We start from the raw sequence: 14,949 nt of genomic DNA, 5'->3' as shown, positions 1-14,949 counted from the left end.
ACCTGGCTCTACCAAAAGGAATACCAATGACAAAGCTTAACGGCTCCTGGGTTGAAACCGCCAATTCGCCCGATACCGATTTTCCGCTCAACAACCTGCCTTACGGGGCTTTTCATTTTGCAGGAGGAGATCTGCGCGCTGGTGTCGCCATTGGGGATCACATTCTCGATGTGACCGCATTGGAAAAGGCTGGCCTGCTTGACCTGCACGAAAGCAATGTCTTTTCGCGAGGTACCTGGAATGATTTCATGGCGTTGGGATCAGGTGTCTGGGAAGGTTTCCGAGGTTTTCTAACCTCCGCATTGAGTGAAGGCGCAAAACAGCAATCCGATTTTGAACCTCATCTCGTGGCGATGGCGGATGCGACGCTTGAAATGCCATTCTCGGTAACCGAATTCACCGATTTTTATGCCGGACGCCACCATGCCTTTAACGTCGGCTCCCTGTTTCGTGACCCCGCGAATGCCTTGCCGCCAAACTGGTTGCATATTCCTATCGGGTATAACGGACGCGCATCTTCCGTGGTGGTCAGCGGTACAGACATCACCCGCCCCAATGGTCAGTTGAAATCACCCGACATGGATATGCCTGTGTTCGAACCCAGCAAACGGTTCGATCTGGAACTGGAAATGGGGGCAATCGTCGGCAAACCTTCAAAGGGGCGTGTTTCGGTTCAAGAGGCCGATGACATGATCTTTGGTTACGTGTTGTTAAACGACTGGTCTGCACGGGATATACAGGCATGGGAGTACCAGCCGCTTGGCCCCTTCCAATCCAAGGCAACGGCGACCACCATCAGCCCATGGATCGTGACCAAAGCCGCGCTTGAGCCGTTTCGATCTTCGACTCCTGCGCGCGAAAAGGAACTCTTGCCATATCTCCAAGAACCCGGCCCGATGTTGTATGATATTGATTTGGAGGTCGCCCTTGCACCTGAGGGCAAGAAGGAAACGATCCTGTCGCAAACCAATTACAATGTGATGTACTATTCGGCTGCCCAACAACTGACGCATCACACCACAAGCGGCTGCCCGATGCGGGTTGGTGATTTGCTGGGTTCGGGCACAATTTCGGGGCCAGAGAAAAACAACCGGGGAAGTTTGCTTGAACTCAGTTGGGGCGGGAAAGAACCCCTGACCCTGGATACCGGTGACAAACGCACGTTTCTGGAAGATGGTGATACCCTGACCTTGCGCGGTGTCGCCAGAGGCGACGGATTTAGAATCGGCTTTGGTGAATGCCGGGGCACTTTGCGCCCGGCACCGCCCCTGGATTAAGACTGCGCCGCAGCCTTTTGGCTGCGGCAAATTTTCAAAACTCAGTAGGAAAAATAGCCACGCGTGTTTGACGAAAACAAACCCGCGACACCTCGGCGACCATCATCCACAATTGAACCCGAACCGGAATGCCCACAAAATGGTTGGCTATTCCTTGCCCCGTGAAGCCAGCAGCGCACCTGATCTAAATTGAAACTTGCATACAACGCCAATTGATGCCTGAAATGTCTAAGCTTTACAGTTGGTGTCAGTTCACCCAAAGGCTTGAGCAATTATAAATTCGTAAGGTATCTGGAGGCTCCTGAAATGCGGATCAACCTTGACGCCTTGTTTGCGGCAGCACCGTCACCCTATGTTTTGCTTGACCCAGAGCTAAGAATCGTCTGGGCCAATGATGCCTATCTTGCTGTTACAAACCGGGAACGAGATGCCCTGATAGGTCGTCTATTGACCGAGGAATTTCCCGCACCTGCCGACTCGGTTCCCGACAAAATGTTGCGCGGTTCATTTCGCCGCGTGTTTGCGACCGGAAATGCCGATCACCTTCCTCTGATCCCCTACCCGATTGAAACATCGCAAGGCAAATTTGAAGACCGTTTCTGGAGCATAACGCAAAACCCGATCCACGATTCAAGTGGCACGCTGGAATATATCTTGCTCAATGTTATGGATGTCACCGATCTATATCTTGAAGAGAAATCCGCAAATGTGACGGAATTGCCGCAACGTGCGGCCCTGACCCAAAGAGCCGAAGCCGTTGCCACCGAAAATCTGGCACTTGGCCAAATGACCGATTTCTTTCAATCAGCCTTTGATCAGGCACCGAGTTTCATGGCGATCCTTAACGGACCGGAACATATCTTTCAGATTGTGAACCAGTCATATACCGACCTTGTCGGCGGAAGGGATGTCACAGACCAGCCGGTGCGCAGCGCCCTGCCTGATATAGAAGGCCAAGGTTTCTACGACTTGCTCGACAAGGTTTACCAAACGGGAAAACCGATTTCGATCAAAGGAATGTCCGCCCAACTCCAATCAAAAACCAGCAATAAACCCGAACAACACTTTGTCGACTTTATTTGTCATCCCCTCAAGGACGAGACAGGCGCAACAATTGGCATTTTCTTACAGGGTCATGACGTCACCGGTCAGCAAGTTGCGGAATCCGCCCTGACGGCTACCCGTGAAAAATTCAGAACCATGGCGCAAAGCATGCCGAACCAGGTCTGGACCGCAGACAGTGATGGCGGGTTGAACTGGCTCAATGACAGAACATATGAATTTACCGGATATGCCAAAGGCGAGCTATTCGGGAGCAACTGGGCGCGGGTGGTCCATCCCGACGATCTGGAAGCAGTTGTGGCACAATGGCGCAACGCCACTCAGCAGGGCAAGGGATATGAATCTGAATTTCGCATCCGAAAGGCTGACGGCAGTTTCCGGTGGCACCTGGTGCGGGCCTCACCATTACGCACAGAGGACGGTACCTTGGCCGGCTGGGTTGGCACGAACACAGACATCGAAGACCGCAAGAACTCAGAAGCCCACATTGCCAAACTCAACGCAACTCTGGAAACAAGAGTTGCGGCACGAAATCGGGAACTGGAAGAGTTGCACGCCACCCTCCGCCAAAGCCAAAAGATGGAAGCCATTGGCAACCTTGCCGGCGGGATTGCGCACGATTTCAATAATTTGCTTCAGGTAATCGCCAGCAATCTGGAATTGGCATCACGCGAAATGCCAAATGACTCTGCCGGCCGGACGCGGCTTGATCAGGCAATGAAAAGTGTCATGAAAGGCGCAACACTTGCGTCCCAGCTTTTGTCTTTCGCCCGTAAACAGCCCCTTGCCCCTGTTGTCCTGAACCTGCGCAACCTGCTGGAAAAAAATGACGAAATCTTCCAAAGTGCCATTGGTGATGGCGTCGCCCTAGAGTTTATTTTCGACAACGATCTCTGGAATATCAACGCCGATCCGAACAACCTTGAGAACGCAGTTTTGAATCTGGCGATCAATTCGCGTGATGCGATGGACGGACAAGGCAAGCTGACGGTCACGGCCCGAAACGTCGAACTGGATGAAACAACCGCGAAAAACCACGCCGAAGCAGCGCCGGGGCAATATGTGGTGTTGTCGGTAGAGGACACCGGAAGCGGGATCGACCCAGATACGTTAGAACATATATTCGAACCGTTTTTCACCACCAAGGGCGAGGCCAAAGGGACCGGGTTGGGCCTATCTATGGTCTATGGCTTTGCCCGACAATCCGGCGGCCATATGACAATTGACAGCAAGTTGGGTGTCGGTACCACGATGAGCATATATTTACCCCGCTCGCTGGAAGACATTGCCGAACTGAAGTCTCCCGAAGAAGGGGGGCTCTCAGGCGGCACGGAAACGATCCTTTTGGTCGAAGATGACGATGAAGTTCGTGAGACAGCCGTCTATCTGTTGGAAAACCTGGGGTATAATGTTCGACAGGCCGCCAGAGCGGATGCTGCGCTGGACATGCTTCGTGCCGATCCTCACATCGACCTGTTGTTCACAGATGTTGTTATGCCGGGAGAATTGAACGGACATGCGCTTGCCAAGAAGATGCATGAAATAAACCCTGACGTACCTGTGCTTTTCACCTCGGGATACGCGCAGGATGCGATCGTTCATGACGGACGGTTGGACGAAGGTGTGCAACTTCTCAGCAAGCCATACACGCAAATCCAGCTTACCAAAACGATCCGTGCCGCGCTCGGAAGGAAAGGAACACCCTTAACGGATATGCTGTGTGATCAGACACAGGACGAACAGGAAAATCCCTTGGGCGACGCGATCGTTTCCGAAGGCTTGGGTATTCTGGTTTGCGAGGATGACGTTCTCATTCGGACCGACATGGCCTTGGGCTTACAAGAAGCCGGGTATAAGGTTCACGAAGCAGGCAGCGCCCACAAGGCGCTCGAGATCCTGAATTCAGAAACCATTCACCTGCTTGTCACTGACATCGGGTTGCCTGATCGCACGGGTGAAGAACTGGCCTGGGACGCGAGAGGAATTAACCCCAGTTTGCCGGTGGTCTTTGCGACCGGTGGTGTCGATGTTTCCAGTGCGGACGCACTGGGTAACTGCAAGGTCCTGGCAAAGCCGTTTCGCGATTCAGACCTGTTGGATGCGGTTGTTTCAATGGCAAAAAATACCCAGAATTGATCACACGAAAACGCCGCCCCTCTTTGTTGGGACGGCGTCTTATCTCAAGTATCGATCAAGTCAGCAATGCGAGCAGGATAATAATCCAAATCGGCACGCCGATCAGCCAAAGCAGAATCGCTTTCATCTGATTGTCCTCCTATGTCCAGCGCCCGAAACGGGCGAATACGCGTTTCTCATCACGATGTTGGCCACCCATACCTGCGGCCCAATATGCGCCTGCCGCAGCCACCATCAGTGCCGCCGCCAGAACAAAGGCCGAAATTACCGAATATTTACGCGCCATCTCTGTAGCGGCTTTGGCCTCTGCTTCGCTTACTTGCGGTGCTTCGGGGGTGGTTGTCGCTGTTTGGGTCGACTCATTTGTAACAGTATCAGCAACTGTAGCGACAGCAGTGGCTGTTTCAGTGGTCGCTTGAACCGCTGTGTCGGCACTCGATCCCAAAAGGAACGCACCCAACAACACTGCCGCACCCCAAACAGCCAACCCATGAATGCCGTCACGAATGCTGACTTCATCGGCGCTGGCACTATCAATGCGGCGACGCATGCGCCCTGCGATATATCCACCTGCCATAAAGCTGGAAATTGTCGTCCACAGCATCCAGGTTCCAACAGCGATCAATGCCGCCAGTGCAGAACCTTCGCCCTCATAGGGCGAAATCAACGCAAGTCCCAAAGCCGTGCCAAAAGTAGTAAAGACAAACGCGATCGCCGATGCGACAACGGTGCCTGCAAGAATGGATGACCAATCAATATAACTGCCTTCATGGTGAAATGCAGGGGCAGATGCCTGAGTCATCGTCTCTGTTCGTTCTGTCATGTTAATGTCCTCCCGGTTGCTGAAATTGATAGGTTTAACCAAGGCCGATTAGAGACAGAATCGCCATCACGACGACCACGAGTCCAACGAGGTAAATTATTCCGTGCATTGCTATTCTCCATCACAATTAATTTGTTGATCGCCGTTTTTGATCCGGCTCCTGTTACAACCCGCTGATCACAAAAAAGTTCCCTCAAAGTGAAGCCGCCTCTTTAGTGGATGGATTTTACCAAAGATTTCTGCGGCCCATTTGGCTTTCGCGACGAAATTTCGGAACCATCAGGATGTTGAGCGCTTGTTTCATTAGAGCGCCTGTTGGCATCATCTTGGGTACAAATTCAGTATAGCCGACACACGCGACCAACCGGAAAGGGAGTTAAATCCATGTGGGATGAAGTAATGAACGAATTTGCTTTGTCACCCAGTTTGCCTGTTACCGTCATTCTGGCGCGTATGATGGCCACGGTGGTATTTTGTGGCCTGATCGGTCTGGAGCGGGAATCGGCTCAGCGCGCAGCAGGTTTGCGGACGCATATGTTGATTGGGCTAGCCGCTTGTATCTACTGCCTTCTGACCCTTGCCCTCCTTGCGCGCGCTGAAGAATTTGGAGATACAGTCCGCATGGACCCGCTGCGCATCATCGAGGCGGTAACAGGTGGGGTTGCTTTCCTGGCGGCTGGCATGATCGTGTTTTCCCAAGGCAAGGTTAGAGGGCTGACAACAGGCGCGAGCATGTGGGTAGCCGCGGCCATTGGTGTCGCCTGTGGTCTTGGCGAATGGGCTATTTCGGCGATGACCGCAGTTTTAACCCTGATCATCATTGCCCTTGTGCGCAAGCTGGAAAAACGGGCTGGTACCTACCAAAGCGATGACTAAACTCAGTCAGCCGTTAAATCGGCTGCTGTCATTCGTTCGGCCAGCCCTCTCCTTGCGGGTTGCGGCGGTATTCAAGCTGTCTTCCTGATTTCATCCAGCAATTTTTCAGGGTCAATCCCGCGCTTTTTACAGCTTTCTCCGACTGCGTCTTGCAGCGCAGCACTTTTTTCCAGCAAGGCGCGAAACCGGGCAATATCCAGCACAAGCAATGTCGTCGGGGCAATCGCACGCACCTCGGCACGCCGGGCATTCTTCATCAGCAGAGCAACCTGCCCGAACATTTCACCTCTGCCCAGTCTCCATGTTTGTCCAGCACTCGCCAGTTCGACCGCACCAGAAGCGATGAAGAAAACGTTCTTCATCGGGTTATCTCGACGCACGATAATATCGTCAGGGCTGACATAGCGGAATTTCAGCGCACGATCGAGCCTGCGCACGGCCCTGTCATCAAGATCCGCGAACAATGGGAATTGTCTGACCAGTTCCAACCTTTTCAGGCTGATGTCGAGTGATGGCCTTGCTTCCGCCTGTGCACGGCGGTTAGTGAGATCCTGCATAAGGGTGGTAAACACCTCCACCCCGATCAAACCATCTTCGCGCATTGATGTATATTCTCGCTCTTCCAGCCGCAATGCCGTGCGACGGATGAATCGACGCTCCAGTTCTTCGGCATAACCCGGATATTGAAGACGCAGACCTTCCAGACCGGTTTCAACCATTTCAATCCGCCGCAACAACAATTCGCGCAGCAATTCGGCAACGCGTCGACCGTGGATGCGTCTGATGCGTCCGTCAATGAAAGCATCCAGATCACGCAAAATCAGACGTTTTGACAACAGATGCTCAAACCGGTCCGCTGTCATTTTTACCAATGGGGACGACAGGCCAAAGCGCGCATGCAAGACCACCGCCACGCGCATCGCCCGGCTATAGGCCACTGATCGTCGCGCCGCCCGCTGATAGCCGCTGCGTCCGCCAACCCGTGCACCTTCGATCAAGCGGTCTGAATCCAGCAGGATCTTTTCTGCCATACGGGCAGAGATTGTGCGCTCGCGTACCTTTTGCAGGATCTTGTCGCGTTCAAACCCGGCAAGCGCCATCAGACCCAAGGTAATGCGATCCCGGTCTAGAATATCATCACTGTCCTCTGCCGCCCTCACCGCGTCATCCAATCGCTCACCAAACATCTTGGCTTCTGTCCGCACGACATCATGGGTCAGCGCGTAGTCCTCGGTCGTTCGTGCCACATCTTCGCGCACGGTTTGCAGCGCAACCGCGATTACCTGGCGCGACATTGCTTCATCAATCGGAGACAGACGATCAAGACCAAGCCAACCGATAACACCGCGTAGTGATGCCCCCTGAACGAGTAGTGTAAAAAGTGTGAAACCAGTGGCGAGGATACCGACAAGCCGCTTCACATCATGGGGCACCCGAATACTTTCTGTCACTGCCAGTGCCAGCGCCAATGTGACCGCACCGCGCAGGCCACCCCACAGGATTGCCGTGCGATAGGGGCGCTCGATCATCGGCGACAAACGGAAGGCGGTGAGCAGCGGCAGAATGCCAAAAAGCATAAAAGCCCGTGCCGCAACCGCTGCGATCACAACGACACCGATAAGAACAAAGTCATTGACCCGAACATCTTCGAGCAAACGGGGAATCAACAATGCCGCAAGGATAAAAATAAGGGCACCCGCCCAATGGGCCAGGAGATCCCAGATTTCGCGCAGGTTGACCCAAGACTGTGGTGGCAATCGACCCGGACCGGCCAGGTTCAGGGTAAGGCCCGCCGCAACGACTGCGATGACACCCGATGCACCCACCATTTGCTCAGCGCCGATATAGGCCAGATAGGGCAAGGCCACCGATACCGAAATCAATGCAAGTTCATGCGCACCGAACAAGGCCATAATCCAGATCGCAATGCGCGCAGCGAGCCATCCGGTCAGGACGCCACCGGCGATCAGAACCGGAAACTGGGCGAGCGCGCCGCCAAGTTCAGGGTTCGGAACACCGATCATCACATAGCCCATGAACAGACCGAACAGCGCGATGGCAGCGGCATCATTCAGCAGGCTTTCGCCTTCAATGATCCGCGACAGCCTGCGCGGTGCTGAAATCGACCGAAAAATCGAAACCACCGCCGACGGGTCCGTTGTAGAAACAATAGCTCCGACCAATAGACAGGCGGCCAATGGCAATTTAGAGGTCCATGACAGGGCAAACCCGACCCCCAGCGTTGCGACGACAACCGCCAGCACAGCCATGACGATGATTGGGACCCAATCATCCAGCATGCGCCGCAAATTCATCCCCAAGGTTGCCTGAAACAACAGCGTCGGAAGGAAGACATACAAGAAAACATTCGAACGGATGGGGAGTGCAAGAATGGCTTCGGCTACGGGGTTCAGCGCGTCGGTCAAATCGGTGCGCAAAAAGAAAATTGCCGCTGACCCGATGAAAATACCCAGCAAGGCAAGGATCACGGTAAAAGGCAGACGCAGGCGCACCGACAAAGGCTCGGCTGCACCGATCACCAGAAAAAGCGAGGCAATGATCGTTGTGATAAGTACAATGTCCATAAAAGCAGCTAACCTGTTTTGCCAGGCCGTGAACAGGTCTACTTGACAGGACTTGCATCGAGTGGCCCTTGGCCGGGCTTTCGAATAGGCTCAGGGTATTAGTTTTGGAACATGTGACATGATGCAACTTCCTGGGCGAACCGGTCTCTATGTCCTGCCTCTTTGTCTTGGGTTGGTGTTTCTTGCCGCATCGCTCACACCCTCATTGATTCCGCGGGATTGGCTGGTTCAAGGGATCCTCGGCGGTATTGTCATGGCCTTGGGCTATCTGATCGGGCGGACCTGCATTTCGATTTGGCGGCTGCTTGAGCTTCCTGAATTCCATGGCCGAATTGCATTTATCACGCGGGTCATTGCCTGTGTACCTACAGCCATCGTGCTGTGGCTATGTCTTGCCAATACCCGCCACTGGCAGAATGGCATCCGCGAACGCATGGACCTGGAATTGCTCGAAAACGCCCACACGATCCGGATGATGGCGCTGGCTTTGGCAATCTTCACAGTGCTGGTGTTGCTCGGCTTTGGTCTGCAATGGCTTTTTGATCGGGTCAGATTTCGCCTTTACCATATCATGCCCGCGCGCACGGCGAATGTTGCCGGATTTTTAGTGACGGCACTTGCCCTGACCATTCTGGCCCGCGATGGCGTGATGAACCGTGTCATCACGGGATTGGACAATTCGGTGACGGTTGCCCAAAAACTTTTTGCTGATGCCCCTCCCCCACCCGCTGCGCGCAATCTGACAGGGGGAGAGGCATCTCTGGTTGACTGGGGAGCACTCGGTCAGCCTGGGCGTGACTACGTACTGAACGGGCCAACGGCCAAGGACATCACCAGTTTTACCGGACGCGACGCCCTTACACCCATTCGCGTTTATGTCGGGCGTGCGCAGGCCGATACAGCGCAGGAACGTGCTGATGTGGCACTGGCCGAACTGATCCGGCAGGGCGGGTTTGACCGTGAAATTCTGATTGTTGCAATGCCTACGGGCACCGGCTGGATGGATCCCGGCGCGGTCGACACCGTGGAGTATATGCACGGCGGTAACGTTGCGACGGTCGCGGTGCAGTATTCCTATCTGCAATCCCCTCTGGCGCTCATTCTTGAAACACGTACCGGACTGGATCAGGCGGAAGCCCTGATCAGCACCATCCATACCTATTGGCGCGACCTGCCTGACGAGGACCGCCCACGCTTGTATGTTCATGGACTCAGTCTTGGCGCGTGGTCATCGATGCACGGCACGGATATGTTTGCATTGCTCGACGATCCCATCAATGGCGCGCTTTGGGCAGGCCCGCCTTTCCCGTCGATCCGCTGGCAGAACGTGGTCGCCTCGCGCAATCGCGACAGTCCCTACATTGCACCGCTTCTTGGAGAAGGGCGGTTGGTACGCTTTGCCTCGCACTTTCAAGATGCAGGAGGGCCAGAAGGTTGGGGCAACATGCGGATCATATATTTGCAGTATTCCAGCGATCCCATCGTTTTTTTCACATCCAGCTCACTGTTTCGCAAACCCGAATGGATGAAGGAACCGCCTGGCCCTGATGTCTCGCCGGATATGCGATTTATTCCAGTGGTCACTCAATTCCAGCTTGCTGTCGACATGGCCTTGGCAAATACCGCACCAGACGGACATGGCCATTCATATTTCGGCGCTGATTATGTCGGTCCCTGGGTGGCTTTGACCGATCCTGACGATTGGACAGAAACAGATACAGCACGCCTGATCGCTTATTGCAGGTCAGGGGTGAAACAAGGCTGCGATCACCTCAATTGAATTGTCAAACATGGGCCACTGGCGGCAGCATTTGACCACCTCAGAAAGTTCCGATGATGTCATCAGACCAATTCCCACATCCAACTGACGCCAGTGATGCCGGCATTCGCAAATTCCTGGACACGGCGCATCTCATCGACGTGGTCTCCTGGTTCGATAAATTGCCCAGTGCACAGGTCAGGCATCACCTTGCAGAACTGGGCCTGCCAAAAAGGGCGATGATCTTTGACAATCTGCCTCTTGAGATGCAGGTCGAAATCGCAATGGCACTCCATCTGTCTGATCTGACCGCTCTGGTGACGGCGATGCATGCCGATGACCGTGCGGATCTGTTCAGATTGCTGTCCAACAATGATCAGATCCGTTTGATCAAAGAACTCAACCCGGATGTCGCGGCTGACATCCGCTGTCTGTCGGCGCATAGCGCAGAATGTGCCGGTGCGCTGATGACATCGGATTATGCGACACTTGAAACCGACATGACAGCGGCGAACGCACTTGCCGCGCTTCGACTTCAGGCCCCCCAGACCGAGACAATCTATCGTTCGTATGTTATCGATGATGCCCAGCGTCTGATCGGTTCTGTCAGGCTGCATACGCTCATTCTCGCGACTGACAATACATTGATCCGGGATCTCATGGAACCTGAACCGATCTCCGTCACGCTCGAAACTGATCAGGAAGATGTCGGGAAACTGATCGCGCATTACAACCTTCTCGCTATTCCGGTTGTTGATGCGAGTGGCCGTCTCGTTGGTATAGTTACCCATGACGATGCCGCTGATGTGATGCAGGCCGAAGCGACAGAGGACTTTCAAAAGATGTCCACCGTTGTTCCCTTCTCACAGAGCATTCGCAAAGCCGGGATTGGAATACTTTATTCCAAGCGCATCGTCTGGCTGGCACTTCTGGTTTTCGGAAATCTGTTTTCTGGCGCTGGCATCGCCTATTTCGAAGAAATGATTCTTGCTTATGTTTCTCTGGTGTTTTTCCTGCCACTTCTGATCGACAGTAGCGGCAATGCCGGGTCGCAATCGGCCACTCTTATGGTGCGTGCTCTTGCCACCGGAGATGTGCAGTTGAAGGACTGGGGCACGCTGATTATCCGCGAACTGGCTGTCGCAGCTGCGTTGGGCGCAACAATGGCGGCAGTGGTCTTTCCGGTTGGCGCGTGGCGTGGCGGGACGGAGGTAGCCCTGACGGTTGGTCTCACCATGTTCGTGGTCGTGCTGATCGGAAGCCTTGTCGGCATGTCGCTGCCGTTCCTGCTCAACAAATTGAAACTTGACCCAGCAACGGCAAGTGGACCGCTGGTGACAACAATTTCGGACGCTCTCGGCGTGCTGATCTATTTCTCTATTGCACGTGTCGTTCTGAGCCTCTGAGCGCAGGTGCCTGCCCTCACGCCTGCGCTATCTTTGCTCTGCTTGCGAAGGGTGGCGGTTTGGTTCGGTGCGCGGGTCTAGCGCCATGGCAACCGGCGATATGTCAGGCAAGGGTACAAATTTCTCACGCCCTTCCACAGGTAATTCTGGCCCTGTCTTAACTATGACAAGGACAAAGAACGCATAAGCCACCGCAATCGCAGATTCGAAAAGAAAGAACGATCGCGGACCATATAGCGACATTAGAAATGAGGCGAGCAATGGCCCGGCCGTTGCGCCCATGGAGTAAACCATCAGCAATCGGCCTGATGCCGCAACATAATATTTCCGGTCCAGCCGGTCGAACGTCTGGGCCACACAAAGTGGGTAAACGCTGCTAATCGCCCCGCCGAAGGCTACTGCCATAGCCATCAACAGGATCAGTGGAACGTCGCCCGGGATCGAAATCGACAACAGCCCCCATGACGCCCCAACAGCGATCAGAATACAGGACATCACGATCCGGCGATCAAACCTGTCTGCCAGCATGCCAACCGGCACCTGCGCAGCAAGCCCGCCAAGCACTACCGTGCTCATGAAGATCGCGGCCTCCGAAACGCTCAACCCGATCTGTCGGGCAAAGACGACTCCAAGTGCATAAAAGGATCCGACCAAAATACCGGCAACCCCTGCCCCGATCACACCAACGCGCGAGGCTTCGAACAGCTTTTTCACACCCAGAACGCGAAGCTCGCTCAGGTTGGGTTCGCCCAAGCGAGTGAGAGCGATCGGAATAAGCGATAACCCGATCAACACAGCGGCGATCATCAAAAGGTCACTACCCTCGACGGGAGCGATGTTCACCATCGTTTGTCCAACAGCAATCGCAAGATAAAAGACCAGCATGTAATATCCGAGGACGCGGCCACGCGTTTCGTTGCTGCTGCGATCATTCAACCAGCTTTCAACCGAATTGGTCATGCCGGCGATGCAAAACCCGTTGATCATCCGTAGGATCACCCAGGCCACCGGATTGAAAAAGAACGCATAAGCCAGACATACAGCCGCTGTCAGCGCCGCAAATGTCGAGAAAGCCCGGATATGTCCGATCCGCAGAATTATGTGTTTTGCCTTGAACCCGCCAAAGGCCAGCCCCAGGTAATACGCCGCCATGATCAAACCGGTCAGCGCAATTGGATATCCGGCGGCCTCCATCCGAAGCGGGAGTACCACACCAAGCAAACTGTTCCCCGCCATAAAGGCTGACGTACCGCCAAGAAGCGATTTGACCGGGGCAAGCAGCATGCGCAGGGATTGGGCCATAGTATATCTGTCCGGTGATCTGTCCTTAAGCGCGGACGGGTGGGATTAACCTCCCCTCTGTCTAGCAGAAGTCGGCACTTACATGAACACAACAAAGTTGGGTCACAGGCTGGGCGACTCAACCATCGATGTCCTCTAGGCCTTTGGTAACAATTATTGACGCAAACGCCATACAGGCAAAGATCAACAGCGTGGCTTTGGCCCCCGCCAGGGATGCCAGCGCTCCAAACACACCAGAGCCCAACAAAACGATCCCGATCATCGTGTTCGAAACTGCCGTATATGTTGCCCTGTTATGCTTTGGAGCCATGTCCACAAGATAGATTACCCTGCCCTGACGGACCCCATGATAGGCAATCATGAGAACGAACAACACCAAGGGAAGAACCCAAATCATCTGGGTGGCACCGGCAAGATCCAGCACAATCGCTGCACCCAAGGCCAAACCACCGAGCATTCCGGAAAACATGAGCACACGTCGGCTGGAACTGTCTGCAAGACGCCCCCAAACCCACGAACTCAAGAATGAGGCGATCGAAGAGGCAAGCACCAGCGCCCCGAGCCTGTCGAATGTACCCTGCCCGGCCTGGGCACCCAACAAGACAATATAGGGTGGCGCAAGCGCAGTGGACGTCAATAACCCGCGCGCCCAGATAAAGCGGCGTAGCTGTGGATCATGAAACAGGATTTTCAACTGCGCAAATGTCGCTGAACGCTTTTCCCCCGGCACAGGCTCTTCCCACAGCGTCGAGAAAACGAGACCCGCCGCCAGCCACAAGAGAGCGGCAAGACCGATAGCCACCACGACGAGCACTGCGCGTTCGACCAGGCCCGACATCAAAAGGAGGGCGAACAGAACAACAGCCCCTGCCCCAAGCGATGTCGCGGTACCCGTCGCGGCACCGCGACGCGACTGGCCCACGGTTTTGCCCAGTACATCGCTGTAACTCACCGAACAAACCGAGCGCGCCACTGCCAGTACAGCCAGGAACGCACAAATCAGAGCACCGGCAGCCTCTGCTGACAAGGTCAATGCAACCAGAACAATACCCGCCGCCGCTGCACCCTGACCGATACTTCCGGCTACCCAGGCCCATTTTCGGCGCCTCATCGCCTGTACGCGCGGCGCAGTGAACAGTTGGGGTAATAGAGCACCTGCTTCTCTGATTGGAACCAGCAGGCCGACAAAGAACGAAGATGCGCCCAAGTGTGCAAGAAGCCATGAAAGCACCAGTTTTGGATCAATCAACCCATCGGCCACCTTATTCATGGAGAGAGAAACCGCATGGCGCAGAAAATTCGCCGGTTCTCGTTTCACCTGTGCCTCAGACAAGCCACCCGAGGTCGTGGTGTCCTCAACCAATGCTTTGAACAATCTTTTTTCCAGCTTCGTTACAGGCATACGCAGGTCTCTGGGGTTGGGTGTTGTCAAGCGGACAGGACTTCTACCTTAGAGTAACGATTTGCAGGCAAAACAATACCATAAACGCAGATCTGGCCGGCCGCGTAGAATGCAGATTGTAAACGGAGTAGCAATCACGCGAATCTTAACTTTCGCGCAGGATTACAAACCTCGTCCGGCCTTCAAACGTCGACCCCTTCAAAGAATCAATAGCATCAGAGGCCCAAAATCGCTGACATGCGGCGAAAATCAAATGAATCCTGTTCGAAGGAGTTTTAAGCCTCCGGCGGTAAGAATTCGCAGAAAAGTTATATATTTCAA

At 54.3% G+C, this 14,949-nt stretch carries 9 protein-coding genes; 5 read left to right on the top strand and 4 right to left on the bottom strand.

The genetic code is table 11. From position 1 onward, the window contains the following. Positions 1–26: 26 nt before the first annotated feature. Positions 27–1,277: a fumarylacetoacetase gene (gene fahA / locus OS190_RS13430; protein ID WP_267159229.1), complete on the top strand. Its 1,251-nt coding sequence runs from the start codon at positions 27–29 to the stop codon at positions 1,275–1,277. Between the two features lie 306 nt (positions 1,278–1,583). Further along, positions 1,584–4,475: a response regulator gene (locus OS190_RS13425; RefSeq protein ID WP_267159228.1), complete on the top strand. Its 2,892-nt coding sequence runs from the start codon at positions 1,584–1,586 to the stop codon at positions 4,473–4,475. 139 nt (positions 4,476–4,614) lie between these two features. Here OS190_RS13425 and OS190_RS13420 read toward each other — a convergent pair whose 3' ends face one another. Then, on the bottom strand, positions 4,615–5,298 hold the full coding sequence (locus tag OS190_RS13420; RefSeq protein WP_267159227.1) for a hypothetical protein: 684 nt from the start codon (positions 5,296–5,298) through the stop codon (positions 4,615–4,617). Between the two features lie 384 nt (positions 5,299–5,682). On the opposite strand from OS190_RS13420, the gene OS190_RS13415 reads away from it, so the two are divergent. Then, a complete protein-coding gene (locus OS190_RS13415; protein WP_267159226.1) occupies positions 5,683–6,174 on the top strand; it encodes an MgtC/SapB family protein in 492 nt (163 codons plus the stop codon). A gap of 71 nt (positions 6,175–6,245) precedes the next feature. On the opposite strand, the gene OS190_RS13410 is transcribed toward OS190_RS13415, so the two are convergent. Continuing rightward, positions 6,246–8,759, bottom strand: coding sequence for a cation:proton antiporter (locus OS190_RS13410; protein ID WP_267159225.1), 2,514 nt, complete (start codon positions 8,757–8,759; stop codon positions 6,246–6,248). Between the two features lie 118 nt (positions 8,760–8,877). On the opposite strand from OS190_RS13410, the gene OS190_RS13405 reads away from it, so the two are divergent. Further along, positions 8,878–10,539 (top strand): alpha/beta hydrolase, encoded by a 1,662-nt coding sequence (locus OS190_RS13405; protein ID WP_267159224.1) that lies wholly within the window; start codon positions 8,878–8,880, stop codon positions 10,537–10,539. A 53-nt stretch (positions 10,540–10,592) separates the two neighbouring features. Then, positions 10,593–11,924, top strand: coding sequence for a magnesium transporter (gene mgtE, locus OS190_RS13400; RefSeq protein WP_267159223.1), 1,332 nt, complete (start codon positions 10,593–10,595; stop codon positions 11,922–11,924). 27 nt (positions 11,925–11,951) lie between these two features. Here the strand turns inward: mgtE and OS190_RS13395 are convergent, their stop codons facing one another. Both OS190_RS13395 and OS190_RS13390 read right to left on the bottom strand, forming a co-directional pair. Next, on the bottom strand, positions 11,952–13,226 hold the full coding sequence (locus OS190_RS13395; RefSeq protein WP_267159222.1) for an MFS transporter: 1,275 nt from the start codon (positions 13,224–13,226) through the stop codon (positions 11,952–11,954). Positions 13,227–13,344: 118 nt separating this feature from the next. Continuing rightward, positions 13,345–14,628, bottom strand: a complete 1,284-nt coding sequence (locus OS190_RS13390) for an MFS transporter (RefSeq protein WP_267159221.1) — start codon at positions 14,626–14,628, stop codon at positions 13,345–13,347. Positions 14,629–14,949: the final 321 nt, after the last annotated feature.

The sequence above is a fragment of the Sulfitobacter sp. F26204 genome (assembly GCF_026410305.1).
Classification (GTDB): domain Bacteria; phylum Pseudomonadota; class Alphaproteobacteria; order Rhodobacterales; family Rhodobacteraceae; genus Sulfitobacter.
This window is presented reverse-complemented; position numbering and strand designations above follow the sequence as displayed.

Bases quoted from the DNA above. Each gene is read 5' to 3' on its own strand.
- OS190_RS13390 (WP_267159221.1), bottom strand. From the start codon at position 14,628: ATGCCTGTAACGAAGCTGGAAAAAAGATTGTTCAAAGCATTGGTTGAG.
- mgtE (WP_267159223.1), top strand. From the start codon at position 10,593: ATGATGTCATCAGACCAATTCCCACATCCAACTGACGCCAGTGATGCC.
- fahA (WP_267159229.1), top strand. From the start codon at position 27: ATGACAAAGCTTAACGGCTCCTGGGTTGAAACCGCCAATTCGCCCGAT.
- OS190_RS13425 (WP_267159228.1), top strand. From the start codon at position 1,584: ATGCGGATCAACCTTGACGCCTTGTTTGCGGCAGCACCGTCACCCTAT.
- OS190_RS13420 (WP_267159227.1), bottom strand. From the start codon at position 5,298: ATGACAGAACGAACAGAGACGATGACTCAGGCATCTGCCCCTGCATTT.
- OS190_RS13410 (WP_267159225.1), bottom strand. From the start codon at position 8,759: ATGGACATTGTACTTATCACAACGATCATTGCCTCGCTTTTTCTGGTG.
- OS190_RS13415 (WP_267159226.1), top strand. From the start codon at position 5,683: ATGTGGGATGAAGTAATGAACGAATTTGCTTTGTCACCCAGTTTGCCT.
- OS190_RS13395 (WP_267159222.1), bottom strand. From the start codon at position 13,226: ATGGCCCAATCCCTGCGCATGCTGCTTGCCCCGGTCAAATCGCTTCTT.
- OS190_RS13405 (WP_267159224.1), top strand. From the start codon at position 8,878: ATGATGCAACTTCCTGGGCGAACCGGTCTCTATGTCCTGCCTCTTTGT.